Source organism: Caulobacter sp. GW821-FHT12F03, from assembly GCF_058806855.1.
Genome location: NZ_JBXAQC010000004.1, coordinates 88496 through 111190 on the forward strand (window position 1 = coordinate 88496; position 22695 = coordinate 111190).

Consider the following 22695-nt stretch of genomic DNA (forward strand, 5'->3'; position numbering starts at 1 on the left):
CTTAACCGTAACGCCCCCAGATTCCTTGGACTCTCTTGTGTTCGGGAAATCAGACCATGGCGTTCGGCGCGGAAACCATCATCCAGGGCGATTGCATCGAGCAGCTGCGCAAGCTGCCGGACAAGTCGGTCGATCTGGTGTTCGCCGATCCCCCCTACAACCTGCAGCTCGGCGGCGATCTGCTGCGGCCGGACAACAGCAAGGTCGACGCGGTCGACGACCACTGGGACCAGTTCGCCAGCTTCAAGGCGTATGACGACTTCACCCGCGCCTGGATGGCCGAGTGCCAGCGCGTCCTGAAGGACGACGGCGCCCTGTGGGTCATCGGCAGCTATCACAACATCTTCCGCGTCGGCACGGTGCTGCAGGATCTCGGTTTCTGGATTCTCAACGATGTGGTCTGGCGCAAGACCAACCCAATGCCGAACTTCAAGGGCACCCGCTTCGCCAACGCCCACGAGACGCTGATCTGGGCCGCCAAGAGCCGCGGCGCCAAGCGCTACACCTTCAATTACGACGCCATGAAGATGGCCAACGACGACGTGCAGATGCGTTCGGACTGGACCCTGTCGCTGTGCACCGGCGAGGAGCGGATCAAGGGCGCCGACGGCCACAAGGCCCACCCGACCCAGAAGCCCGAAGCCCTGCTCTACCGCGTGATCCTCAGCTCGACCCGCCCCGGCGACGTGATCCTCGATCCGTTCTTCGGCGTCGGCACCACCGGCGCGGCGGCCAAGCGGCTCGGCCGCCGGTTCATCGGCATCGAGCGCGAGAGCGAATACATCGCCCATGCGAAGGAACGCATCCGCAAGGTCATCCCGGTCGCCCCGGCCGATCTCGAGGTCATGGGCAGCAAGAAGTCCGAGCCGCGCGTGCCGTTCGGCACCATTGTCGAGGCCGGCCTGCTGCGCGCGGGCGACACCGTCTGGTGCCCCAAGGGCCAACGCTCGGCCAAGGTCCGCGCCGACGGCTCCCTGGCCATCGGCGACCTGACCGGCTCGATCCACAAGGTCGGCGCCATGGTCCAGTCCCAGCCCGCCTGCAACGGCTGGACCTACTGGCACTTCAAGTCCGACAAGGGGTTGGCGCCGATTGATGTGCTGCGCAGCAAGGTCCGGGCGGAGATGGCGGCGTAGAGCCTGCGTGGTTCGAGACGCTCGGCTGAGGCCTCGCTCCTCACCATGACGAACGGAAGTGAAGCCCACCAAAGCCCGTCATCCTGAGGAGCGATCCCTCAGGATCGCGTCTCGAAGGACGCACGCGCTACCCCAGCCCCTTGCGCGCCGCCTTGAGGAACACGCTGGGCAGCGCGCCCAGCCCCTCGCGCGGCGTCCACTCGGCGTCCATCGCCCCCTCCGCCCGGAATACGCGGAGCGTCAGGGAAAAGTGCGTGAACACGTGCTCGATCTCGCCGGCGTCGCGCCAGAGCCCCGCCACCGGCGCGGCCGCCACCGCCTCATCATCCGTCCACGGACGATCCCGCCAGTCGCTGGTCGGCAGGCCGAGCATGCCGCCCAGCAACCCCTTCGGCGGCCGCCGCGTCAGCGCCACGTCGCCGTCCCGCGTCAGCAGATACGCCACCCCGTACCGCCGCGGCCGGTCGGCCTTCTTCGTCTTGCGCGGGAAGGTCTCCGGGTCGCCCCGCGCGAAGGCCGCGCAGAAGGCTGACACGGGGCATCGGTCGCACAGCGGCGCCTTGGGCCGGCAGACCGTCGCCCCCAGGTCCATCAGCGCCTGGGCCCAGTCGCCGGGGCGGTCGGCGGTAACCAGATCCCCCGCCAGCCGCTTGAGTTCCGGCTTGCTGTCGGGCATCGGCGCTTCGACCGCGAACAGCCGGGCCATGACGCGCTCGACATTGCCGTCGACCACATTGGCCTCGCGATCGAAGGCGATCGCGGCCACGGCGGCGGCAGTATAGGCGCCGACGCCTGGCAGGGCCCGCAGCCCTTCCTCCGTATCCGGAAACACCCCGCCGTGATCGGCCGCCACGGCGCGCGCGCAGGCCAGGAGATTGCGGGCGCGGGCGTAGTAGCCGAGCCCGGCCCAGGCGGCCATCACCTCGCCATCGGCCTCGGCGGCCAGGTCGCCGACCGTCGGCCAGCGGCGCGTGAACGTCAGGAAATAGGGCGTCGCATGCGGCACGGTGGTCTGCTGCAGCATCACCTCCGACAGCCACACCCGGTAGGGATCGGCCCGCGCCGCGCTGCCCGGCCCGGCCCGCCACGGCAGGTCGCGGGCGCCGGCGTCGTACCAGGCAAGCAGGGCGGCGCGGAGGGCGGGGATGTCGGGTGCGGTGGCGGTCATCGGGTTTGGAGACAGGGCGTAGGGCGTAGGGCGTAGGGCGTAGGGCGTAGGGAGTAGCCGACCGGTGACGCGGAGAGACAGCGAAATCCGCGCTGCAACTACTCCCTACTCCCTACTCCCTACGCCCTACGCCCTACGCCCTACGCCCTACTCCTTTCGCCCTGACCTAGTCCGGCCGCCCCGAACCCCCTACACTGCCCCCATGCCGCCCCGCCGCCCGCTCCCGACCGTGCAGGAAGCCGCCGAGATCCTCTCGCGCCGGCGTTCGCGGCCGATGCCCAGGCCGGCGCCGCCGGCCGGTCGGGCGCTGGGCCCGGTGCTCAAGGCGCTGGAGGAAAAGTTCGGTCAGGGTCCGGGCCAGCTTCAGCTGAAGTGGAAGGAAATCGTCGGCGAGACCCTGGCCCGGCACACCGAGCCGGTGAAGCTGGTCAAGGCGCGCGGCAACGCCCCCGGCGTGCTCGAACTGCGCGTCGCCGGCCCGGCGGCCGCCATCGTCCAGCACCAGGCCCCCGAGATCCTGCAGCGCGTGTCGCTGATCCTCGGCGAGGGCTCGATCAGCAAGCTGCGCATCATCCAGGGCGCGATCCGCGCCACGCCCGGCCGGACCCAGGCCCTGCGCCGCCGGCCGAAGGGCCCGCTCGACGCGGCTGCCGAACAGGCCCTGGCCGAGAGCCTGGCGGGCCAGCCCGAAGGTCCGCTGCGCGACGCCCTGATCCGGCTCGGGCGCGAGACACTCCGCGGTCGCGGCGGTTGACAAACACAAGTCCGGCGGGCTGTTGCGCCAAACAAACGCCGCCTTCTTGGAACCTGTGGAATCGGGCTCTAATCACAGTTTGAACTTCGGGGGATATCCCACCATGCGCAGCATCGCTCGCCGATCCGTCCTGGCCGCCGCCGCGGCCATCGCCACCCTCGCCCTGGCCGCCTGTGGCGGCGGCGGCGGCGCGGTCACCGCCGACGACATGAGCCTCGGCAAGGCCGACGCCCCGGTCACGGTGATCGAATACGCCTCGCTGGCCTGCACCCACTGCGGCCGCTGGGAAAACGACGTCTTCCCGGCCTTCAAGACCAAGTACATCGACACCGGCAAGGTGCACTACGTGTTCCGCGAGTTCTCGACCTCGCCGCCGGAACTGGCCGCCGCCGGCGCCATGCTGGCCCGCTGCACCGGCAAGGACAAATACTTCACCACCGTCCAGGCCGTGTTCCACGCTCAGGAAGAGATCTTCACCACCGGCGACATCCGCGGCCCGCTGCTGCGCATCGCCGAGACGGCCGGCATGACCGAGGCCGACTTCGACAAGTGCGTCGGCGACGAGAAGGCCCTGGCTGCCTTCAACGCCCGCGTCGAGAAGTACGCCAAGGAAGCCAAGATCGAGGGCACCCCGACCTTCTTCTTCAACGGCGACAAGTACGACAAGGGCGAGATGTCGATGGCCGAGATCGACGCCGCCTACGCCAAGGCCCTGGCGGCCAAGAAGAAGTAGGGAAGGTCCCCCCGGCCCGTGCACTTCCAGAGGCTTCGCCTTTCCGGGTTCAAGTCCTTCGTCGATCCGACCGAGTTCCGGATCGAGCCCGGACTCACGGGCATCGTCGGGCCGAACGGATGCGGCAAGTCGAACCTGCTGGAAGCCCTGCGCTGGGTGATGGGGGCCAACTCCGCCAAGGCCATGCGGGCCGGCGGCATGGACGAGGTGATCTTCAACGGCGCGGGCTCACGCCCGCCGCGCAACCACGCTGAAGTCACCCTGACCATCGACAACGGCGACCACACCGCGCCGGCGCAGTTCAACCAGCACGCCGTCATCGAGGTGGTTCGCCGCATCGACCGGGGCGAGGGCTCGACGTACCGGGTCAACGGCCGCGAGGTCCGCGCCCGTGACGTGCAGCTGCTGTTCGCCGACGCCTCGACCGGGGCCAACTCCCCGGCCCTGGTCCGTCAGGGCCAGATCAGCGAGCTGATCGCGGCCAAGCCGCAGAACCGCCGCCGCATCCTCGAAGAGGCCGGCGGCGTTTCCGGTCTGCACACCCGCCGCCACGAGGCCGAGCTGCGGCTGCGCGCGGCGGAGACCAACCTGAACCGCCTCGACGACGTCATTCGCGAGCTCGACGCCTCGCTGGCCCGCCTGCGCCGCGAGGCCCGCCAGGCCGAACGCTACAAGAAGCTCTCGGCCGAGATCCGCGCCGTCCAGGGGGCGGTGATGTTCGCCCGCTGGACCGAGGCCCGCGACACCCTGCTGCGGGTCGAGGAGGAGTCGACCAACTCCGGCCGCCTCGTCGAGGAGACCGCCCGCGCCGCCGCCGCCGCCACCATCGAGGCGCAGAAGGCCGAGGAGGCGATCCGCCCGCTGCGCGAGGAAGAAACGGTCGCCGCCGCCATCCTCAACCGCCTGGCCATCGAGAAGGACCGGCTGGAGCGCGAGCACGAGACGGCCGCCGCCGAGGTCGAGCGGCTGACCAATGAACTGGCCCGCATCGACGTCGACACGGCCCGCGAGACCCAGATCATCGAGGACGCCGCCGCCGCGCTGGAGCGTCTGGCGACCGAGCTGATCGTCGTCGAGTCCGAGGTGAAGTCGGCCCCCTCTCGCCTGCCGGAGCTGCAGGCGATCCTGAAGGCCGCCGAGGACGCCCGCGCCGCCGCCGACCGCGAGGTCGAGAACCTCGCCGCCGGGGTCGCCGCCGACGAGGCGCGCCGCAACGCCGCCCGGGCCCGGGTCGCCGACGCCGAGAGCCGCCTGAACCGCACGGTCCGGGCGCTGGAGCAGGCCAGGGCCGACCGCGCCGCCATCGGCCCGACCGTCGACCCCCGCGCCGCGGAGGCCGCCGCCGCCTTCGAGGCCGCCACCGCCGCCCTGGCCGCCGCCCGCACGAAGCTGGAGGCCGCCGAAACCGAACGCTCCGACGCCGCCCGCGCCGAGGGCGCCGCCCGCGACGCCGCCCGCCAGCTCGAGGACAAGCTCGGCCGGCTGAAAACCGAGGCCCGCGGCCTGGCCCAGCTGTCGGCCCCGCGCGGCAAGAGCGGCTTCGCCCCGGCGCTGGACACCGTCACCCCCGACCGCGGCTACGAGGCCGCCCTGGCCGCCGCGCTCGGCGATGATCTGGAAGCGGCGCTCGACGCCAAGGCCCCGTCCTACTGGGCCGGCCGCGACACCGAGGGTCCGAAGTGGCCCGAGGGCGCGACGCCGCTGGCCCCGCTGATCAAGGCCCCGCCGGAACTGGCCGCGCGCCTGGCCTACACCGCTCTGGTCGCCCGCGCGGACGGCGAGCGCCTGAGCAAGACGCTGCCCGCCGGCGCCCGGCTGGTCTCCCGCGAGGGCGACCTGTGGCGCTGGGACGGCTTCACCGCCCGCGCCGAGGCCCCGCGCCCGGCCGCCATCCGGCTGGAGCAGCGGACCCGGCTGGCCGAGGTCGAGGCCGAGATCGAGACTCTGACTCCCGCCGCCGACACGGCGACGGCGACGCTGAAGGCCGCCCAGGCCCGCTTCCGCGCCGCCGAGGAGGCCCTGCGCGACACCCGCCGCGCGCCGCAGGACGCCGAGCGCGCCCTGGCCACGGCCCGCGACACGGTCGAGCGACTGACCAACGAGGCGACCCGCCGCGACGCCCGCGCCCAGTCGCTGGACGAGACCATCGCCCGCTTCGACGCCGAGCGGCTCGAGGCCGAAACGGCGCTGGCCGCCGCCCGCGCCGACGCCTCGGAGGACGGCTCGTCCGCCAACCTGTCGCCGATGCTCGACGCCGCCCGGACCGCCGCCCAGGTTGCCCGGGAGGCTGCCTCCCAGGCCCGCGCCGCGGTGGACATCGAGACGCGCGAGCGCGACGGCCGCGCCCGACGACTGGAGACCCTGCAGCGCGACCGCGACGACTGGGCCCGCCGCCAGGCGGCCGCCCGAAAGCGCGTCGACGGCCTGATCGAGGCGCGCCAGGCCACCGACGCCGCCCTGCTGGCCGCCCGCGAGGCGCCGCGCACGCTGGAAACGCGCACCGAGAAGCTGCTCGACGAATACGCCATGGCCGAGGCCCGCCGCGCGAAGTCGAGCGACGCGCTGGAACAGGGCGAGGCCGCCCGCGCCGCCGCAGACCGCGCGGCCCGCGTCGCCGACGCCGCCGCCGCCGAGGCCCGCGAGCAGCGCGCCGGCCTGTCGGCCCGTCTCGACGCCGCCCGCGAACGGTTCGGCGAGATCGCCGGCAACATCCGCGAGTCGGCCAAGATGGAGCCCGAGGAACTGGGCCAACGCATCACCGAGGAGGCCATCGCCATTCCGGGCGACGCCGGCGGGGTCGAGGCTCACCTCTACGCCCTCGAGCGCGACCGCGACGCCATCGGCCTGGTCAACCTGCGCGCCGAGGAAGAGGCCACCGAACAAGGCGCCCGCGCCCTGACGCTGAAGACCGAGCGCGCCGACCTGACCGGCGCCGTGGCCAAGCTGCGCGAGGGCATCGAGGAGCTCAACGCCGAGGGCCGCACCCGTCTGCTGGCCGCGTTCGAGATCATCAACGGCCACTTCCAGGCCCTCTTCCAGGCCCTGTTCGGCGGCGGCGAAGCCGAGCTGCGGCTGATCGAGTCCGACGATCCGCTGGAAGCCGGCCTGGAGATCTTCGCCTGCCCGCCCGGCAAGCGGCTGTCGACCATGAGCCTGATGAGCGGCGGCGAGCAGGCCCTGACGGCCTCGGCGCTGATCTTCGGCGTGTTCCTCGCCAATCCCTCGCCGATCTGCGTGCTCGACGAAGTCGACGCCCCGCTCGACGACGCCAACGTCGACCGCTTCTGCGCCATGCTCGAGGAGATGCGCGCCCGCACCGCCACCCGCTTCATCACCATCACCCACAATCCGGTGACGATGAGCCGCATGGACCGCCTGTTCGGCGTGACCATGGCCGAACGCGGCGTGAGCCAGCTGGTGTCGGTGGACCTGCAGACGGCCGAAGCGCTGGTGGCTTAACCCCCTTCCTCTCCGCGAAGCGGGGAGGGGAACCATGCGAAGCATGGTGGAGGGGCGGCCCGAAACTGGCCGGAAAGTTCGGAATTCAGGATGGGGCCGCTGGCGTTCGCGCTGCCCCTCCACCGCCCTCCGGGCGGTCCCCCTCCCCACTTCGTGGAGAGGAAGGAACGCACCCCTACCCGACCGTCCTGAACACCCCTGCCCGCGCCACCGACGAGGCCGGCGGCTTGCCGATCAGGCCGCCGACCCACTGGGCGGTGTCGATGAGGGCGGCGATGTCGAGCCCGGTGTCGAAGCCGGCGCGGTCCAGCATGTAGGCCAGGTCCTCGGTGCCGATGTTGCCGGTCGCGGCGGGCGCGAAGGGGCAGCCGCCCAGGCCGCCGACGCTGGCGTCGAGAATGGTCACCCCGGCCTCGACGCTGGCGTAGGCGTTGGCGATGCCGGTGTTGCGCGTGTCGTGGAAATGCATGCGCAGCGGAATGTCGCCGATCACGGCCTGCACGGCCTCGACCCGCTTGCGCACGACCCAGGGGTCGGCCACGCCGATGGTGTCGGCCAGGGCGATCTCGTCCAGGCCGGCGGCGACCATCTCGCGGACGATAGCCACGACCTGGTCCTCGCCGACCTCGCCGTCGAACGGACAGCCGAAGGCCACCGAGACCGTGCCGGTGATCGGTGGGCCGCCCTCGGCGTGCTTGCGCGCGGCGATGGCGGCCATCGTCGCGATCTGCTCGGCGACCGAGGCGCCCTGGTTGCGGATGCCGAAGCCGTCGCTGGCGCAGACCACGACATTGGCCTCGTCGCACTGGCCGGCGACGCAGCGGTCCCAGCCGCGCATGTTCAGCACCAGGCCGATGCGCGAACGGGCCGCGTCATGCGGCAGGGCGGCCATGATTTCCTCGGCCCCGGCCATCTGAGGCACGCGGGCGGGATTGACGAAGCTGACCACCTCCTGGCGGCGCACGCCGGCGGCCTCAAGCCGGCCGATCAGGTCGAGCTTCTGGCCGACGTCGAGAACGGTCTTCTCGTTCTGCAGGCCGTCGCGGGCGCCGACCTCGACGATGTCGATGCGCCGGCCGCTCACGGTTGCACCGGCTGGACGGGGGCGGCCTGCGGCTCGCCGCGATAGAGGGTCAGGGTCATGTCGTCGCCATTGGAATAGTCCACGCCCGAGATGGTCCCTGCGGGGCGCGGGGACAAGCCGGCGGCCTTCAGCGCGGCCAGGAACGCGGGCTGTTCCTTCTTTTCAACGATCGCCGGACGCCCCGCGACGATGGCCGCGGCCGCCTCCTTCGCGCCGCCGAGGCCCGTGGTCGTGCCGAGCGCGAACACCAGGCTGGGCTCGGCGTAGCCGGCCACCTCCACCGGCCCCGGCACGACGCCGGCGCGCGGCGCGAGGCCGGTGCTTTCCATGGCCATGGCCAGCCGCTGCGACATCCACAGGGGCTCCAGTCGCGGGGCCAGCTGGCCGAAGAAGGCCGCGTGCGCCAGCAGGCCCATGGCGCAGACGGCGACCAGCGCCGTGCCGGCCGCCTTGCGGAAAATCAGCACCCCGCCGGTGATGGCGGTGGCGACGAACAGGGCGACGGTGATCGCGCCCCAGGTCAGGTCGGCGCTGTCGCCGTACTCGGCGAGGCCGGCGATGCTGAGGACGGAGAACACCAGACTGGCGAAGGCCAGCACGGCCACCCCGGCGATGCGCGTCCTGCGGCCGAGCGGTTCGCGCAGGGCGGCGGCCATCAGCATGAACAGCGCCCCCTGGGCCGGCAGGCTGTAATGGGCCAGCTTGGTCGGCAGCAGTTCGAACATCAGCCAGGTCGGGATCAGCCAGCACAGGGCGAAGCGCACCCCCGGCTCGGTGCGCGCCTTCCAGCCCAGCACCAGCCCGGCCGGCAGCAGCAGGCTGCCCGGGAAGGTCAGCATCGGCGAAAGGAAGGCATGGTAGCCGAACAGGCCGCCGTGCCGCTCATGCCCGCCGACCAGCTTGGGGGCCAGGTCGCCGCCGATCGCAGCGCCCCAGAAGGCCCCGTCGCTGGCCACGGTGATGGCCCAGGCCCAGGGCCCGACGATGGCCAGCACCAGCAGCGGGCCCCAGCTCCAGCCCATGGACTTCGCCCAGTCGATCTTCCGCTCCGAGCCCCACAGCGCCAGCCCGGCCATCAGCGCCACCAGCGGCCCCACCGGGCCCTTGACCAGCGTCGCCAGCCCGACGCCGAGCCAGAACAGCAGCTTCGTCCGCCAGCCGACCGGCGGCCCGCCGCGGTGCGAAAACCAGATCCGCCCCATCGCCGCGAGCGCGAGCGTCGTCGTCCCGGCCAGAACGGCGTCGGTCTTGGCGATGCCCGCCTCGGTCGACAGCAGGAAGCTGGCCCCGAACATCGCCCCGGCCAGCAGGCCCGTGCGGGCGCCGAAGAACACCGTCGCGCCCCAGGCGCAGGCGGCGGCCGCCAGCATCGCGCCGAGCAGCGACGGGATGCGGTAGGGCTGGATGTCGCGATCGGCCGCGTCCGACACCGCCGCGACGCTCAGCGCCTGCAGCCAGTGGATGCCGACCGGCTTCTTGTCCCGCGGCTGGTCCTGGTAGTTGATCGAGACGTAGTCGTCGGTCTCGAGCATCTGGGCCGTGGCCTGGGCGAAACGCGATTCATCGCGGTCGAGCGGCGGCACGGCCAGCAGGCCCGGCAGGCCGGCGACCAGCGCCACCAGGGCGGCCAGCAGCGGGCCGCGCCAGCCGCGGCTCCATTGGTCGAGAGGGGATCCGAGAGTCATGGAACTCTTGATAGCACGATCCTCCCCTCCGCCGTCTTTTCGGCTATAGGGAACCATGACCGAAAAGACTCCCGCGCCGCGCCGCAAGGCGCCTGCCGCCCCCAAAGCCCCCGCAACGGCCGCCGCGAAGGCCGCGCCGAAGACCGTGGCCAAAGCCGCCCCGGACACGCCCGACTTCTCCGTCGTGGTGCCGGTGTTCGACGAAGGCGGCGCGGCGCCGGCCCTGGCGCGCGAGATCGCCGGCGCCTTCGCGGGCACGAGCTTCGAGATGGTCTTCGTCAACGACGCCAGCCGCGACAACACCCTGGCGCTGCTGACCGAGCTGAAGCGGGAACTGCCGATGCTGCGGGTGCTGTCGCACCGCAAGAACGCCGGCCAGAGCCGCTCGATCCGCACCGGCATCATGGCCGCCCGCGCGCCGATCGTGATCACCCTCGACGGCGACGGCCAGAACGACCCCGCCGACGCCCCGCGGCTGGCCCAGGCCCTCAAGGCCGGCCCGCCGGACCTGGCGATGATCGGCGGCGAGCGCGTCAAGCGCCAGGACAGCGCGGCCAAGAAGATCGCCTCGCGCTTCGGCAACGGCGTGCGCAACTGGCTGCTCAAGGACGGCGCCACGGACACCGGCTGCGGCCTGAAGGCCTTCCGGCGCGAGGCCTTCCTGCGCCTGCCCTACTTCGATCACATCCACCGCTACCTGCCGGCCCTGATGATCCGCGAGGGCTACCAGATCGGCTTCCAGCCGGTGAATCACCGCCATCGCGAGACCGGGGTGTCGAAGTACACCAACTTCGGCCGGCTCAAGGCCTCGGTCAGCGACCTGCTCGGCGTCATGTGGCTGCAGTCTCGCGCGCGCAACCCGGGCGGTGCCGACGAGGTTTGACACTTTCCAGTTGTTCTGGTTATGTTCCGCCGAAAGGTGGCGCATGGCCTTCGCGGAATTTGATCGCCGCGCGCGGTGGACGTTCGCGCAAAGAATGAAGCTGGGCGTGCAAATGCTCACGACGTTCGCCTATGCCTCTCTGGGCATATCGGTTGCCGACCCGGTTCTGAAGGGCGCGGCGCTCAACGTGGGCAACCTGGCGGCATTCGCCTTCGGTCTGGTTTGCACGTTCCTCGCGCTGTATCTTGTGCCTCAGGGAGAACGCGATGGAGCCCTTTGATCTCTCGGACGCTGGCGTCCTGATCGGTTTGGTGGGCCTTTCGATCGGCGCCTACTGCCTGTACCTGAAGTACAGGATCGATGGCCTCGACCGCATCATCGCCGAGAAGGAAGCGGCGCTGAACGCGCCTGAGCAACCGGCCGCCACGCCCCACTGAGGCGAGCCCGCTTCACCCCACGGCCGAAAGGCGTTAACCGTTGCGAACCGGGGTTATCCGGGTTGGGGGAGATCTGCCCATGTTCGCCGCGTTTCCGCTGCTGGCCCTGCCGGTGCTGGTCTACAATCTGGTGGCCCTGACGCTGCAGGGCGGGTTCGGCTCGCAGGCCGCGAGCGCCCGGTTCACCGAGCCGCTGTTCACCGTGTCGATGACCTCGGGCTCGCCCTGGCCGGTGAGTCTTTCGGATCTGCTGCTGGCCGGCGCCCTGGTGGTGCTGTTCATCGAGCTGCTGAAGTCGACCACCAGCCGGCGGATCGCCATCATCAATCACTCGCTGTCGATGATCCTGTTCATCGTCTGCCTGGTCGAGTTCCTGCTCGCGCCGGCCTTCGCGACCTCGACCTTCTTCCTGATGACCCTGATGGTCCTGCTGGACGTCCTGGCCGGGTTCATCGTGACCATCGTTGCCGCCCGCCGGGACATCGACCTGGCCGGCGCGGGCATCGACGGCCACTGATCTCAGGTCAGGACGGTAAAGATCAGGGTCACGACGGCGACGTCCAGAAAGCGGATGGCGAACAGGGACACGGGAGCGCTCCAGCGTTGGATTCACTTCCGGTTAAGCAAGACCCGCGCCAGTTTGCCGCCTGATGGCCCTGTTCTTCGATCAGCTCTGGTTTGACGCCCGCCTCGCCGAGCGGGGCCTGACGCGCGGCGTTCTGGCCGCGGTCACCGGCATGAGCGAGGCGGATCTGGCGCTGGTGTGGAAAGACCAGCGCGAGCTGTCGGCCGCCGAGGTGGCCGCCCTTGCCGAGCTGTTGGGGGTCAGCGGGGCCGAACTGGCCGACCGGGCCGGGGTTTCCACGCCCACGCCGGGCGCGGACCCGCTGGCCCGCATCGCCGCGCTGGAACGACGGGTCGCGGCGCTTGAGGCCGAACTGGCCCGCCGGCGCGACTAGATTTCGGTCTTCCGCAGCAGGCCCTTGGGCGGGCGCCGGTCGTCCGGGCCGGAATATTCCGTCTCGAGATAGGCCGCCCGGGCCTGGTCGATGACCGGCTGGCCGCCGCGCAGGCCGCGCTTCTGCCCCGTCTGGCCGTAGACCTGGGCGGTGAAGATCGAGGCCCCGGCCGCCGGCGGCGGGTCGGCGATGTCCTCGGCATGGACGGATTCGATCACGACCGGCAGATTCGTCCCCCCGTCAGCGGATGCCGCGCGGGCGGCGTCCTCCACCCGACGGCGGGTCTGGCGGCGTTCAAACGGACGAACGGGATCGACGGCGTCGGTCATGGTCGAAACCTAACGCGGCGAGGGTAAAGAAGTTCTCAGCCCTTGGACGCCAGCTTCTCGAGCTGGGCCTGCATGGCCGCCATCTGGCGCTTGAGATCGGTCAGCGCCTCGTCGCTCCCGGCCGCGGGCGCCTCCGCTGGCTTGGCCGCGGCCTCGCCTTCCTCGGTGCGATTGCCGTAGCCGCCGAAGGGCGAGAACATCTTCATCGCCCGGTCGAACAGCACCATGTTCTGGCGCACCTGCTCCTCGTAGGCGCCCAGGCCCGTGGCGCTGAGGCCGGCGCCGGGGGTGATGACGCCGAACTGGCTGCGGAACTGCTCCTGCTGCTTGGCGAAGTTGGCCAGGCTCATCTCCAGGAAGCTCGGCACGAACGCCTGCATCTGGCCGCCGTAGAAGCCGATCAGCTGACGAAGGAACTGGATCGGCAGCAGGTTCTGGCCGCCGCCGCGGTTCTCTTCCTCGAAGATGATCTGGGTCAGGACCGGGCGGGTGATGTCCTCGCCGGTCTTGGCGTCATAGACGACGAAGTCGACGCCTTCCTTGACCATGTCGGACAGGTGCTCAAGCGTGACGTACGAGCTGGACGCGGTGTTGTAGAGGCGGCGGTTCGCGTACTTCTTGATGACCACGCGATCGGCGCCGTTTTTTTCTCCGGCGGCATTTTCGCCGGACTGGGGCTTCTCGGACATTTCCATTCCCTGAAGAGCGCTTTCCCGCGCCTTTTCGCACCGCACTATCGCGGAAGCAAAGGCATGACGGAAGTAGCGTTTTGCTGCGCAGCATATTGCGCTGCAAAATGATCAGGTGACGAACCCCGCCCGTCTATGCAAGGTGCGGCCCTACACAGAAAATTGAGCGTTCCGGGCTCGTACCGCCGGAGCGCCGCGCAGGGAACGACGGAGAAATTTCCATGAGCGACATCGTTATCGTTTCGGCCGCCCGCACCCCTGTCGGGTCGTTCAACGGGGCCCTGTCCAGCCTGCCCGCCCACGAGCTGGGCAAGATCGCCATCCAGGCCGCCGTCGAGCGCGCCGGCATCGCCGCCAGCGACGTCGACGAGGTCATCATGGGCCAGGTGCTGCAGGCCGGCGCCGGCCAGGGCCCCGCCCGTCAGGCCGCCATGAACGCCGGCATCCCCGCCGAAAGCCCGGCCTGGAGCCTCAACCAGCTGTGCGGCTCCGGCCTGCGCGCGGTCGCCCTCGGCGCCCAGCAGATCGCCGACGGTTCGGTCAACATCGTCGTCGTCGGCGGCCAGGAAAGCATGAGCCAGTCGCCGCACGCGGCCAACATCCGCAACGGCCAGAAGATGGGCGACCTGAGCTTCGTCGACACCATGATCAAGGACGGCCTGTGGGACGCCTTCCACGGCTACCACATGGGCCAGACGGCCGAGAACATCGCCGTCCGCTGGCAGATCACCCGCGAAGACCAGGACCGCTTCGCCGTCACCTCGCAGAACCGCGCCGAGGCCGCCCAGAAGGCCGGCAAGTTCGCCGGCGAGATCGCGCCGGTGACGATCAAGGGCCGCAAGGGCGACACCGTCGTCGACCAGGACGAATACATCCGTCACGGCGCGACCTACGAAAGCATGTCGGGCCTGCGCCCCGCCTTCACCAAGGACGGCACGGTCACCGCCGCCAACGCCTCGGGCCTCAATGACGGCGCCGCCGCCCTGGTGCTGATGAGCGCGGACGAGGCGAAGAAGCGCGGCCTGACCCCGCTGGCCCGCATCGCCAGCTGGGCCAGCGCCGGCGTCGAGCCGGAAATCATGGGCACCGGCCCGATCCCGGCGATGAAGAAAGCCCTCGACAAGGCCGGCTGGACCGTCGCCGACCTCGACCTCGTCGAGTCCAACGAGGCCTTCGCGGCCCAGTCGCTGTCGGTCGTCCGCGAGTTGGGCCTCGACCCGGCCAAGACCAACGTCAACGGCGGCGCCATCGCCATCGGCCACCCGATCGGCGCCTCCGGCGCGCGCATCCTCACCACCCTGCTCCACGAGATGAAGCGGTCCGGCGCGAAGAAGGGCGCCGCGACCCTCTGCGTCGGCGGCGGCATGGGCGTGGCGATGTGCGTCGAAGCCGTCTGAACCAATCAAGAAACTCAAAACACTATCTGCAGGGAATGAGCGCATGAGCAGGGTTGCATTCGTCACGGGCGGGACCCGGGGCATCGGCAAGGCGATCGTCGAGCGGCTGAAGGCCGACGGCATGAAGGTCGCCGCCGGCTATTCCGGTAACGAGGAAGCCGCGGCCGCCACGGCGAAAGAGCTGGGCGTGATGGTCGTCAAGGGCAACGTCGGCCACTTCGAGGACTGCGCCCGCGCCGTGAAGGAAGTCGAGGACGCCCTCGGCCCGATCGAGGTGCTGGTCAACAACGCCGGCATCACCCGCGACGGCTTCTTCCACAAGATGACCTACGAACAGTGGGGCGAGGTCATCCGCGTGAACATGGACAGCGCCTTCAACATGACCCGTCCGGTCATCGAGGGCATGCGCGAGCGCAACTGGGGCCGCGTGATCAACATCAGCTCGATCAACGGCCAGAAGGGCCAGGTCGGCCAGACCAACTACTCGGCCGCCAAGGCCGGCCTGATCGGCTTCACCAAGGCCCTGGCCCTCGAGAACGCCAAGAAGGGCATCACCGTCAACGTGATCTGCCCGGGCTATATCGACACCGACATGGTCGCCGGCGTGCCGGAAAACGTCCTGGCCGGCATCGTCGCGGGCATCCCCGTCGGCCGTCTCGGCAAGGGCGAGGAGATCGCCGACATGGTCTCCTACCTGGCCGGCGAACGCGCGGGCTTCGTCACCGGCGCGACCTTCACCCTGAACGGCGGCCAATACCTGGCCAGCTAAGGTCCACGCCTTTCGCGCGGGGACATGCACGTCAGCGCATGTCCCCGGCGCCCCGCTGGCCCCATCGCCTTGCCCTGCACCCCAAACCCGTCCAAGAATCGCCCCACTCGCCGTGCATGGCTGGGGGAATGACGAGTTCTGAATTCCGTTCGCGGGCTGTCGCGGCCTTTGTCGCCGCGATGCTGTCGCTGCTGTGCGCGGTCGCCCCGGCGGTCGCCCAGGACGGCTCGCTCAAGGACTTCCTGTTCGGCGACAAACGCGGCGAAAGCCAGCGCCAGGCTCCGCCGCCGCCGGTCGCCCGCTATGTCTCCGACTCCGGCGAGGGGTTCATTCTCGACCGCTCCAGCCCGCGCCCGCTGCTGCGGTTCGAGAACAGTCCCGAGATCTGGGTGCTGCAGCCGCAGATCGGGCCGCGCGGCGACGTCATCTACAAGAACGACATCGGCCAGGTGCTGCTGCGCGCCACGCGGGTCGGCGGCCTGACCCTGTTCACCGGAAAGCGGCCGGGCGGCGCCTCGGCCTCGCTGGCCGGCGCCTCGGCCCCGATCCGCCTCAAGGCCATCGGCCCGGTCGACCTCTACCGCATCCTCGTCGCCGCCAGCGTGCGCGCGACCCGCATCTCCAGCCACCGCATCAGCTTCGACGCCGAGGCCACCCCGGCCTCCTCGACCCTCATCGCCGATGCGGCCATCCTGTCGGTGGTCGCGCTTGAGCGGCTGGCGCAACGTCCGGACGGCGCGGCCCTGATGGCGCGGATCCAGCGGGTGGTGATCGTCGAGGGCGCCCGGCCGGCCGTGGCCCTGCGGGCCGGCACCCTGCTGATCGCTGTCGCGCCGACCCTCGGCGTCGCCGGCCGCCCGTCGTCCGAGCGGATCGCCTACGTCACGATGAAGTAGGCTCCGGCGCTGGCGGACCGGGCGATTTCCGCCGCCGTCATCCCTTGAAGCTGTCCTTGGCCGCCCGCACGGCGCCGAACGCCTCGGCCGGGTCGGCGATGTCGGGGCGCAGCAGCGGCGCGCGCAGGAAGGGGTTGGTCGCCTTTTCCAGGCCGATGGTGGTCGGGACGGTCCAGTCGCCGCGCTCGCGGGCGGCGAAGATCTGCTCGGCCCGCGCCGCCAGCGCCGGATCGGCGTCGACCGACAGGGCGAAGCGGGCGTTGGACGCCGTGTACTCATGGGCGCAGTAGACCGCCGTGGCGTCCGGCAGCGCGGTCAGCTTCGCCAGGCTGGCCCACATCTGCTGCGGCGTGCCCTCGAACAGCCGGCCGCAGCCCAGCGCGAAGAGGGTGTCGCCGACAAAAGCCACGTCATCGGCGGCGTCGACATAGCTGACATGCCCGAGGGTATGGCCGCCGGTGTCGAGCACCTCGAACCGGGTCTCGCCCAGCATCACCTCGTCGCCGTCGACGACCACCCGGTCCGGCGCGGTCCCGATCCGCTCGACCTCGGCCGGCCCGACCACGGTGCAGCCGGTGGCCGCCTTGATCTCGGCGTTGCCGCCGGCGTGGTCCGGGTGCCAGTGGGTGTTGAGGATATGGGTCAGGGTCCAGCCCAGCGTCTTGAGTTCGCGCAGGATGGCGGCCGCGTCCGGCGTGTCGATGCAGGCCGCCTGGCCCGTCGCGTCGTCGCGCACGAGGAAGCCGTAGTTGTCGGACAGGCAGGGGAACTGGTGGATGGTTAGGGTCATCGCGGCGCCTTGGTTGCGTCCTTCGACACGCCGGCTGCGCCGGCTGATCTGGATGACTACCTATATGGCTATTCACAAAACCAAGTCATCCTGAGCAGCGCCGCAAGGCGCGTGTCGAAGGACGCACGCCAACAACCACTTTGAACCGGGTCCCCATGCGCCGCGACGTTCTTGACCTCCGCGCCTTCTACGCCTCAGCCCGCGGCCGGGCGGCGCGGGAGATGGTCGGCCGCAAGGTTGTCGAGGCCTGGGGCGACCCGCGCGGGCTGGACATCCTCGGCGTCGGCTATCCCACCCCCTATCTCGAACGCTTCCGCGAGCGCGCCCGGCGGACCGTGGCGGTGATGCCGGCGACCCAGGGGGTCGAGGTCTGGCCGGCGAGCGGGCGCAACCTCGCCTGCCTCGGCGACGAGGCCGCCCTGCCCCTGCCCAACGCCCTGTTCGACCGGGTGCTGTGCGTCCACGCCCTGGAGGAGGCCGACGACGCTACGGCCCTGATGAGCGAAGTCTGCCGCGTGCTGGCCCCGTCCGGCCGGGTGATCGTCGCCGTGGCCGCCCGCAACGGCCTTTGGTCCAACGCCGAGGGGACGCCCTTCGGCCACGGCCGGCCGTGGAGCCGCAGCCAGCTGGAGCAGGTGCTGCGCGACGCCGACCTGGAGCCGTCCGGCTGGACCCGCGCCCTGTACGCCCCGCCCTTCACCTGGGCCGCCGGCTGGGCCGAGGGCTTCGAGCAGATCGGCGCCTGGCTCTGGCCGCCGCTGGGCGGGGTGATCCTGATGGAAGCGGTCAAGCAGACCTTCGCCCTCAAGCCCCGGAGCGTACGCGCCCGCGCCCGGGTGTTCGTGCCTGGAACGCTGGTCCCCGCGCCCCCGGCGCCTGCCGGACGGGCGCCTGATACCGCAATGCAGCAAGACCCCTTGGCGAGGGAACCCGTTTCGCCCTAGCTTGGCTCCGAAGCCATTTCGCCCGTGCGAACGGAGTTCTCGCCATGAAGATGATCGTCGCCGTGATCAAACCCTCCCGTCTGGACGCCGTGCTCGACGGCGTGACCGAAGCCGGGGCCTCCGGCCTGACGGTGACCGAAGTGCGGGGTTACGGCCGACAGAAGGGCAAGACCGAGGTCTACCGCGGCGCCGAATACGAGGTGAAGCTGCTGCCGAAGGTGAAGCTGGAGATCGCCGCCCCGGACGACGTGGTCCCGGCCGTGATCGACGCCATCGTGCGCACGGCCAACACCGGCAAGATCGGCGACGGCAAGATCTTCGTCATGGACCTGGAGCAGGTGCTGCGCATCCGCACCGGCGAGACCGGCGCGGCCGCGATCGCGGGCTGAATGCGCGCTCGTCACGCGGCCTGCGGCCGCTGCTCACCCTGACGGGCAAAGAGCTACGTCATCCTGAGCCGCCGCGAAGCGGCGTGTCGAAGAACGCCCTCTGGAGCCGCTTCCCGCCTTGTGCGTTGACCCCGTGAAGCCATGGGGTGAGACGGGGCGGCATGACGGAATTGCTTCGCGAAGACGACACCTGCTGGCGAACGTCCCGGGCCGACGCCCTGGCCTTCCTGGTCGACGGCGCCGAGTATTTCGCCGCCGTGAAGGCCGCCGTGCTGCGGGCCCGCCACTCCGTCTGGATCCTCGCCTGGGTGTTCGATCCGCTTACCCGACTTGAACCCGACCGGGTCGAGCGCAGCGGCGACCCGGCGACCGCCGACCGGCTTGGCCTGCTGCTGCGGCGGCTCGCGGCGCTGAACCCCGCTCTCGACGTGCGGGTTCTGGCCTGGGACATGCCCTTCCCGCTCAACGCCTCGCAGGCCTTCGCGCCGGAACGGTCGGTCGCCGAATTCATGGGGTCCCGGGTCAAGTTCCGGCTCGATAACAGCCTGCCCAACAGCGCCTGCCACCACCAGAAGCTGGTGGTCATCGACGGCCGCGTGGCCTTCGTCAGCGGCGGCGACCTCGGCGTCGACCGCTGGGACACCTGCGACCACGCCGACGGCGATCGCCGCCGCCGCCTGCCGAACCTGCGCCACTACAAGCCCCGGCACGACGTGGCGGTGATGATCGAGGGTCCGGCCGCCCTGACCTGCGCCGAACACTTCGCCGACCGCTGGGTCCGCTCCGAGGGCGGGCTGCTGGACGTGCCGCCGCCGGACCTGTCCGTCGAGTCGCCCTGGCCTCACGACGTGCCGCCGGACCTGGTCGGCCGGCCGGTCGCTCTGGTCCGCACCCAGCCCGCCTGGAAGACCACGCCCGAAGTCACCGAGGGCCTGAAGCTTCACCTTGCGGCCATCGCCTCGGCGCGGCGCTGCATCTACCTGGAGAACCAGTACCTCGCCGCCCCGACCATCGTCGCGGCGCTGGCGCGGCGGCTGGCGGAGCCGGACGGGCCGGAGGTGGTGACCATCGGTCCGTCGGCCAGCCCGAGCACCTTCGACCGCCTGACCATGGACAGCGCGCGCATGGCGGCGATCACCGCCCTGACGAAGGCCGATGTCCACGGCCGATTCCGCGCCTACTGCGCCCGCACGCCGGACGGCGCGCCGATCATCGTCCACTCGAAGGTGACCATCGTCGACGACCAGATCCTCCGCATCGGTTCGGCCAACCTCAACAACCGTTCGGCAGGGCTCGACACCGAACTGGACCTGGCGCTGGAGGCCGAGCCCGGCGAGGCCGGCGACGCGACCCGCGCCGCCATCGTCGGCTTCCGCGACGAACTGGTGGCCCACTTCCTCGGGCGGCCGCTGGCGGAAACCCAGGCCGCCATCGCCGCCGCGGGCGGCCTCGGCGCGGCGATCGAGGCGCTGGAGGCGCTCGATACGGCCCCCCGCCGGCTGCGGCCCGTGTCGGTGCGGCGGCTGGGTCCGTTCGAGACGATCGTCGTCGCCTGGAGCCTCGGCGACCCCACCGCGCCGTCGGACGCCTGGCGGCCGTGGCTGCGCCGACGCCGGCTCAGGGCGCAGCGGGCGCTGGTCGATCTGGCAGGGCCAGCGTCACCACCAGCGGCAGGTGATCCGACGCCGTCCGCGCCCGCGGATCAAAGGGTGATTCAACCGCAACCGTCCTGATCCCGCTCGACAGGAAGACGTGATCGATGCGCAGGATCGGAAAGCCCGACGGGAAAGTCGCCGTCGGCGGCCGGCCGAGGCTGTCCTGGGCGTCGCGCATCACCGCCGTCAGCATGCGATAGGTTTGCGAGAACGGCGTGGCGTTGAAGTCGCCGAGCAGCACGGCCGGACCGGTGAAGCCCTCCGACCCGAGCCAGCGCTGGCCGAGCAGTTCGGCCGCCTGCACCTGCTGTTCACGCGGCACCAGGCCCAGGTGGGTGTTGATCACCTGCAGCTCGACGCCCCCGACATCGACCGCCACCCACAGCGCCCCGCGCGGTTCGAGCCCGCGCAGCTTCGGCAGGCCGGGCAATGGACCGACCTTGACCAGCCGCTCGGGCAGGGCGGTCAGGATGGCGTCGCCGTAGCGCTCCTCCTCGACCGTCAGGGCGGCGTTGAAATGGGCCCGCATCTGCAGCAGCTCGGCCAGTCGGTGCGCCTGGTCGACGCCACCCGTGCGGCGACGTCCGACGTCCAGTTCCTGCAGGGCGACGATGTCCGGCCGGCAGGCGGCGATGACCTCGGCCACCCGCGCGACATCGAGCTTGCGGTCCGTGCCCACGCAGCGGTGGACATTCCAGGTCATGAGGCGAAGGGTCATCCGCCAAAGAGATCGCGCGGAACGTCTCCCGGTTCCACCTGTGCGGTCCCTCTTTTCGCCAGCAGGAACAGCGCCGCCTCGGCGCGCCAGTTCTCGATCACGCTGTCGGGGTTGATCGGCCTGGCCGGCTTGCCCTCGGACAGCGCCGCGCAGGCCTCGATGCGCACGTCCAGATCGGCCACCAGGGCGTTGAAGTCGGCCAGGGTGCAGAGGTGGATGTTCGGCGTCGACCACCAGGGCAGCGGCAGCGAGCGGGTTTCCGGCATACGGCCGCGGCTGAGCAGCGACCAGCGCACCCGCCAGTGGCCGAAGTTGGGAAAGCTGACCACGGCCCGGTCGGCGATGCGCAGCAGCTCGCTGAGCACCTGGCGCGGATTGCGGGTCGCCTGCAGGGTCTGGGACAGGATGGCGTAGTCGAAGGCGCCGGTCGGGAACTGGTCGAGGTCGCGGTCCGCGTCCCCCTGCATCACGGCCAGGCCGCGGGCGAGGCAGGCGGAGACGCCCTGCGGGCTGATCTCGACGCCCCGGCCGTCGGCCTGCTTCTCGCGGGCCAGCAGCTCGAGCAGCTCGCCGCCGCCGCAGCCGACGTCGAGCACCCGCGCGCCCGGCCGCACCAGCCGCAGGATCTCGCGGAAGTCCTCGCGCACGGCGGTCATTTCAGGCCCCGCGCGCTGTCGACGGAATCGAGGAAGCCGGCCAGGGCCGAGTCCATCACCGGCTCCTCCAGCAGGAAGGCGTCGTGACCCTTGTCGCTCTCGATCTCGACGAAGCTGGCCCGCGCGCCGGCGGCGTTGAGCGCCCGCACGATGCTGCGGCTCTCGGCGGTCGGATAGAGCCAGTCGGAGGTGAACGACAGCACGCAGAAGCGCACGTCGCGCGCGCCGCGGAAGGCCTCGGCCAGCACCCCGCCATGGGCGGCGCCGAGGTCGAAATAGTCCATCGCCCGGGTGATGTAGAGGTAGCTGTTGGCGTCGAACCGGTCGACGAACGACGCCCCCTGGTGGCGCAGGTAGCTCTCCACCTGGAAGTCGGCGTCGAAGCCCCAGCTCAGGCCGTCGCGCTGCAGTTCGCGGCCGAACTTCCGCTGCAGGGCCGTCTCCGACAGATAGGTGATGTGCGCGGCCATGCGGGCGACGGCCAGGCCCTTCTCGGGCCGGGTGCCGTGCAGGGCGTAGTCGCCGCCGCGCCAGTCGGGGTCGGCCATGATCGCCTGCCGGCCGACCTCGTGGAAGGCGATGTTCTGGGCCGTATGGCGCGGGGCCGAGGCGACGCAGACCGCGCTGAACATCCGCTCGGGATAGTCCGACGCCCATTGCAGCACCTGCATGCCGCCCATCGAGCCGCCGACGACGGAGACCAGGGTGTCGATGCCCATGGCCTCGACCAGCATCGCCTGGGCCCGGACCATGTCGGCGATGGTCACCACCGGGAAGGTCAGGCCCCAGTGACGGCCGGTCGCGGGGTTGATCGAGCCGGGTCCGGTCGTGCCCTGGCAGCCGCCGACGACGTTGGCGCAGAGGATGAAATGCCGGGTCGGGTCCAGCGGCTTGCCGGGTCCGACCAGACGGGTCCACCAGCCGGGCTTGCCGGTCACCGGATGGGTGGCCGCGACATGCTGGTCGAGGGTCAGGGCGTGGCAGACGAGGACGGCGTTCGACCGGTCGGCGTTGAGCCGGCCGTAGCTGGCCCAGGCGACTTCCAGATTGTCGATCCGGCCGCCGGAATCGAGCACCAGCGGCCGGCTGGCCGGAAAGCGCCAGATGCCGCCGTTCTGTTCAATCTCGCGGGTCGCCTCGAGGGTCATGTCGGCGTTGGACCGCC

At 70.8% G+C, this 22695-nt stretch carries 24 protein-coding genes; 15 read left to right on the forward strand and 9 right to left on the reverse strand.

All coding sequences use genetic code 11. The features are described from left to right. Positions 1-56: 56 nt before the first annotated feature. Positions 57-1136, forward strand: a complete 1080-nt coding sequence (locus AC1RN0_RS11630; protein ID WP_492787596.1) for a site-specific DNA-methyltransferase — start codon at positions 57-59, stop codon at positions 1134-1136. Between the two features lie 127 nt (positions 1137-1263). Here the strand turns inward: AC1RN0_RS11630 and mutY are convergent, their stop codons facing one another. Beyond that, a complete protein-coding gene (gene mutY, locus AC1RN0_RS11635) occupies positions 1264-2304 on the reverse strand; it encodes an A/G-specific adenine glycosylase (RefSeq protein ID WP_492787597.1) in 1041 nt (346 codons plus the stop codon). Positions 2305-2506: 202 nt separating this feature from the next. Between mutY and AC1RN0_RS11640 the strand changes: the two genes are divergently transcribed. The 3 genes from AC1RN0_RS11640 to smc all read left to right on the forward strand — a co-directional run bounded on the left by AC1RN0_RS11640 (position 2507) and on the right by smc (position 7250). Beyond that, positions 2507-3058: a DUF721 domain-containing protein gene (locus AC1RN0_RS11640; RefSeq protein WP_492787598.1), complete on the forward strand. Its 552-nt coding sequence runs from the start codon at positions 2507-2509 to the stop codon at positions 3056-3058. A gap of 103 nt (positions 3059-3161) precedes the next feature. Further along, complete coding sequence (locus AC1RN0_RS11645; protein ID WP_492787599.1) at positions 3162-3791, forward strand: thioredoxin domain-containing protein; 630 nt, start codon at positions 3162-3164, stop codon at positions 3789-3791. Between the two features lie 18 nt (positions 3792-3809). Further along, positions 3810-7250 carry a chromosome segregation protein SMC gene (smc, locus tag AC1RN0_RS11650; RefSeq protein ID WP_492787600.1) on the forward strand — a complete coding sequence of 1147 codons (3441 nt, stop codon included), beginning with the start codon at positions 3810-3812 and terminating at the stop codon, positions 7248-7250. Between the two features lie 175 nt (positions 7251-7425). Here smc and AC1RN0_RS11655 read toward each other — a convergent pair whose 3' ends face one another. Both AC1RN0_RS11655 and AC1RN0_RS11660 read right to left on the reverse strand, forming a co-directional pair. Continuing rightward, positions 7426-8334, reverse strand: coding sequence for a hydroxymethylglutaryl-CoA lyase (locus tag AC1RN0_RS11655; RefSeq protein ID WP_492787601.1), 909 nt, complete (start codon positions 8332-8334; stop codon positions 7426-7428). Continuing rightward, entirely contained in the window at positions 8331-10019 is a 1689-nt protein-coding gene (locus AC1RN0_RS11660) for an ArnT family glycosyltransferase (protein WP_492787602.1), read from the reverse strand. Before AC1RN0_RS11660 ends, AC1RN0_RS11655 begins: the two co-directional genes overlap by 4 nt. Positions 10020-10074: 55 nt before the next feature. Between AC1RN0_RS11660 and AC1RN0_RS11665 the strand changes: the two genes are divergently transcribed. From AC1RN0_RS11665 to AC1RN0_RS11685, 5 genes are all read left to right on the forward strand, one after another. Beyond that, complete coding sequence (locus tag AC1RN0_RS11665; RefSeq protein WP_492787603.1) at positions 10075-10902, forward strand: glycosyltransferase family 2 protein; 828 nt, start codon at positions 10075-10077, stop codon at positions 10900-10902. A gap of 43 nt (positions 10903-10945) precedes the next feature. After that, positions 10946-11182, forward strand: coding sequence for a hypothetical protein (locus AC1RN0_RS11670; protein WP_492787604.1), 237 nt, complete (start codon positions 10946-10948; stop codon positions 11180-11182). After that, complete coding sequence (locus tag AC1RN0_RS11675; RefSeq protein WP_492787605.1) at positions 11169-11339, forward strand: hypothetical protein; 171 nt, start codon at positions 11169-11171, stop codon at positions 11337-11339. The genes AC1RN0_RS11670 and AC1RN0_RS11675 overlap by 14 nt, the downstream gene beginning before the upstream one ends. A 79-nt stretch (positions 11340-11418) precedes the next feature. Continuing rightward, positions 11419-11856: a hypothetical protein gene (locus tag AC1RN0_RS11680; RefSeq protein ID WP_492787606.1), complete on the forward strand. Its 438-nt coding sequence runs from the start codon at positions 11419-11421 to the stop codon at positions 11854-11856. Positions 11857-11989: 133 nt separating this feature from the next. Then, positions 11990-12298, forward strand: a complete 309-nt coding sequence (locus tag AC1RN0_RS11685) for a helix-turn-helix domain-containing protein (RefSeq protein ID WP_492787607.1) — start codon at positions 11990-11992, stop codon at positions 12296-12298. Here the strand turns inward: AC1RN0_RS11685 and AC1RN0_RS11690 are convergent. Beyond that, on the reverse strand, positions 12295-12627 hold the full coding sequence (locus tag AC1RN0_RS11690; protein WP_492787608.1) for a hypothetical protein: 333 nt from the start codon (positions 12625-12627) through the stop codon (positions 12295-12297). The two genes, AC1RN0_RS11685 and AC1RN0_RS11690, sit on opposite strands and share 4 nt — an antisense overlap. Positions 12628-12662: 35 nt before the next feature. Continuing rightward, a complete protein-coding gene (gene phaR, locus AC1RN0_RS11695; RefSeq protein ID WP_492787609.1) occupies positions 12663-13316 on the reverse strand; it encodes a polyhydroxyalkanoate synthesis repressor PhaR in 654 nt (217 codons plus the stop codon). Between the two features lie 221 nt (positions 13317-13537). Between phaR and AC1RN0_RS11700 the strand changes: the two genes are divergently transcribed. The 3 genes from AC1RN0_RS11700 to AC1RN0_RS11710 all read left to right on the forward strand — a co-directional run bounded on the left by AC1RN0_RS11700 (position 13538) and on the right by AC1RN0_RS11710 (position 16378). After that, positions 13538-14713: an acetyl-CoA C-acetyltransferase gene (locus AC1RN0_RS11700; RefSeq protein WP_492787610.1), complete on the forward strand. Its 1176-nt coding sequence runs from the start codon at positions 13538-13540 to the stop codon at positions 14711-14713. A 43-nt stretch (positions 14714-14756) separates the two neighbouring features. Then, positions 14757-15482, forward strand: a complete 726-nt coding sequence (phbB, locus tag AC1RN0_RS11705) for an acetoacetyl-CoA reductase (RefSeq protein ID WP_492787611.1) — start codon at positions 14757-14759, stop codon at positions 15480-15482. 128 nt (positions 15483-15610) lie between these two features. After that, positions 15611-16378 (forward strand): DUF4908 domain-containing protein, encoded by a 768-nt coding sequence (locus tag AC1RN0_RS11710; RefSeq protein WP_492787612.1) that lies wholly within the window; start codon positions 15611-15613, stop codon positions 16376-16378. Between the two features lie 37 nt (positions 16379-16415). Here AC1RN0_RS11710 and gloB read toward each other — a convergent pair whose 3' ends face one another. Further along, positions 16416-17168 carry a hydroxyacylglutathione hydrolase gene (gene gloB / locus AC1RN0_RS11715; protein WP_492787613.1) on the reverse strand — a complete coding sequence of 251 codons (753 nt, stop codon included), beginning with the start codon at positions 17166-17168 and terminating at the stop codon, positions 16416-16418. Positions 17169-17323: 155 nt separating this feature from the next. Between gloB and AC1RN0_RS11720 the strand changes: the two genes are divergently transcribed. From AC1RN0_RS11720 to AC1RN0_RS11730, 3 genes are all read left to right on the forward strand, one after another. After that, entirely contained in the window at positions 17324-18112 is a 789-nt protein-coding gene (locus AC1RN0_RS11720; protein ID WP_492787614.1) for a class I SAM-dependent methyltransferase, read from the forward strand. A gap of 44 nt (positions 18113-18156) precedes the next feature. Further along, positions 18157-18501, forward strand: coding sequence for a P-II family nitrogen regulator (locus AC1RN0_RS11725; protein WP_492787615.1), 345 nt, complete (start codon positions 18157-18159; stop codon positions 18499-18501). Positions 18502-18662: 161 nt separating this feature from the next. Beyond that, positions 18663-20234 carry a phospholipase D-like domain-containing protein gene (locus AC1RN0_RS11730; RefSeq protein ID WP_492787616.1) on the forward strand — a complete coding sequence of 524 codons (1572 nt, stop codon included), beginning with the start codon at positions 18663-18665 and terminating at the stop codon, positions 20232-20234. Here AC1RN0_RS11730 and AC1RN0_RS11735 read toward each other — a convergent pair. From AC1RN0_RS11735 to metX, 3 genes are read right to left on the reverse strand one after another with little or no spacing between them, the layout of a single operon-like run. After that, complete coding sequence (locus AC1RN0_RS11735) at positions 20119-20874, reverse strand: endonuclease/exonuclease/phosphatase family protein (protein WP_492787617.1); 756 nt, start codon at positions 20872-20874, stop codon at positions 20119-20121. The genes AC1RN0_RS11730 and AC1RN0_RS11735 overlap by 116 nt on opposite strands. Beyond that, positions 20871-21530 (reverse strand): methionine biosynthesis protein MetW, encoded by a 660-nt coding sequence (gene metW / locus AC1RN0_RS11740; RefSeq protein WP_492787618.1) that lies wholly within the window; start codon positions 21528-21530, stop codon positions 20871-20873. Before metW ends, AC1RN0_RS11735 begins: the two co-directional genes overlap by 4 nt. Further along, a complete protein-coding gene (gene metX / locus AC1RN0_RS11745) occupies positions 21527-22678 on the reverse strand; it encodes a homoserine O-acetyltransferase MetX (protein ID WP_492787619.1) in 1152 nt (383 codons plus the stop codon). Before metX ends, metW begins: the two co-directional genes overlap by 4 nt. Between the last annotated feature and the right edge of the window lie 17 nt (positions 22679-22695).

Excerpts from the sequence above, each read along its gene's own strand:
- AC1RN0_RS11640 (WP_492787598.1), top strand. The coding sequence starts at position 2,507 with ATGCCGCCCCGCCGCCCGCTCCCGACCGTGCAGGAAGCCGCCGAGATC.
- AC1RN0_RS11690 (WP_492787608.1), bottom strand. The coding sequence starts at position 12,627 with ATGACCGACGCCGTCGATCCCGTTCGTCCGTTTGAACGCCGCCAGACC.
- AC1RN0_RS11680 (WP_492787606.1), top strand. The coding sequence starts at position 11,419 with ATGTTCGCCGCGTTTCCGCTGCTGGCCCTGCCGGTGCTGGTCTACAAT.
- AC1RN0_RS11710 (WP_492787612.1), top strand. The coding sequence starts at position 15,611 with ATGACGAGTTCTGAATTCCGTTCGCGGGCTGTCGCGGCCTTTGTCGCC.
- AC1RN0_RS11730 (WP_492787616.1), top strand. The coding sequence starts at position 18,663 with ATGACGGAATTGCTTCGCGAAGACGACACCTGCTGGCGAACGTCCCGG.
- phbB (WP_492787611.1), top strand. The coding sequence starts at position 14,757 with ATGAGCAGGGTTGCATTCGTCACGGGCGGGACCCGGGGCATCGGCAAG.
- phaR (WP_492787609.1), bottom strand. The coding sequence starts at position 13,316 with ATGTCCGAGAAGCCCCAGTCCGGCGAAAATGCCGCCGGAGAAAAAAAC.
- AC1RN0_RS11735 (WP_492787617.1), bottom strand. The coding sequence starts at position 20,874 with ATGACCCTTCGCCTCATGACCTGGAATGTCCACCGCTGCGTGGGCACG.
- AC1RN0_RS11665 (WP_492787603.1), top strand. The coding sequence starts at position 10,075 with ATGACCGAAAAGACTCCCGCGCCGCGCCGCAAGGCGCCTGCCGCCCCC.
- AC1RN0_RS11720 (WP_492787614.1), top strand. The coding sequence starts at position 17,324 with ATGCGCCGCGACGTTCTTGACCTCCGCGCCTTCTACGCCTCAGCCCGC.
- gloB (WP_492787613.1), bottom strand. The coding sequence starts at position 17,168 with ATGACCCTAACCATCCACCAGTTCCCCTGCCTGTCCGACAACTACGGC.
- AC1RN0_RS11675 (WP_492787605.1), top strand. The coding sequence starts at position 11,169 with ATGGAGCCCTTTGATCTCTCGGACGCTGGCGTCCTGATCGGTTTGGTG.
- mutY (WP_492787597.1), bottom strand. The coding sequence starts at position 2,304 with ATGACCGCCACCGCACCCGACATCCCCGCCCTCCGCGCCGCCCTGCTT.
- AC1RN0_RS11685 (WP_492787607.1), top strand. The coding sequence starts at position 11,990 with ATGGCCCTGTTCTTCGATCAGCTCTGGTTTGACGCCCGCCTCGCCGAG.
- metW (WP_492787618.1), bottom strand. The coding sequence starts at position 21,530 with ATGACCGCCGTGCGCGAGGACTTCCGCGAGATCCTGCGGCTGGTGCGG.
- AC1RN0_RS11725 (WP_492787615.1), top strand. The coding sequence starts at position 18,157 with ATGAAGATGATCGTCGCCGTGATCAAACCCTCCCGTCTGGACGCCGTG.
- AC1RN0_RS11645 (WP_492787599.1), top strand. The coding sequence starts at position 3,162 with ATGCGCAGCATCGCTCGCCGATCCGTCCTGGCCGCCGCCGCGGCCATC.
- metX (WP_492787619.1), bottom strand. The coding sequence starts at position 22,678 with ATGACCCTCGAGGCGACCCGCGAGATTGAACAGAACGGCGGCATCTGG.
- AC1RN0_RS11670 (WP_492787604.1), top strand. The coding sequence starts at position 10,946 with ATGGCCTTCGCGGAATTTGATCGCCGCGCGCGGTGGACGTTCGCGCAA.
- AC1RN0_RS11630 (WP_492787596.1), top strand. The coding sequence starts at position 57 with ATGGCGTTCGGCGCGGAAACCATCATCCAGGGCGATTGCATCGAGCAG.
- AC1RN0_RS11660 (WP_492787602.1), bottom strand. The coding sequence starts at position 10,019 with ATGACTCTCGGATCCCCTCTCGACCAATGGAGCCGCGGCTGGCGCGGC.
- AC1RN0_RS11700 (WP_492787610.1), top strand. The coding sequence starts at position 13,538 with ATGAGCGACATCGTTATCGTTTCGGCCGCCCGCACCCCTGTCGGGTCG.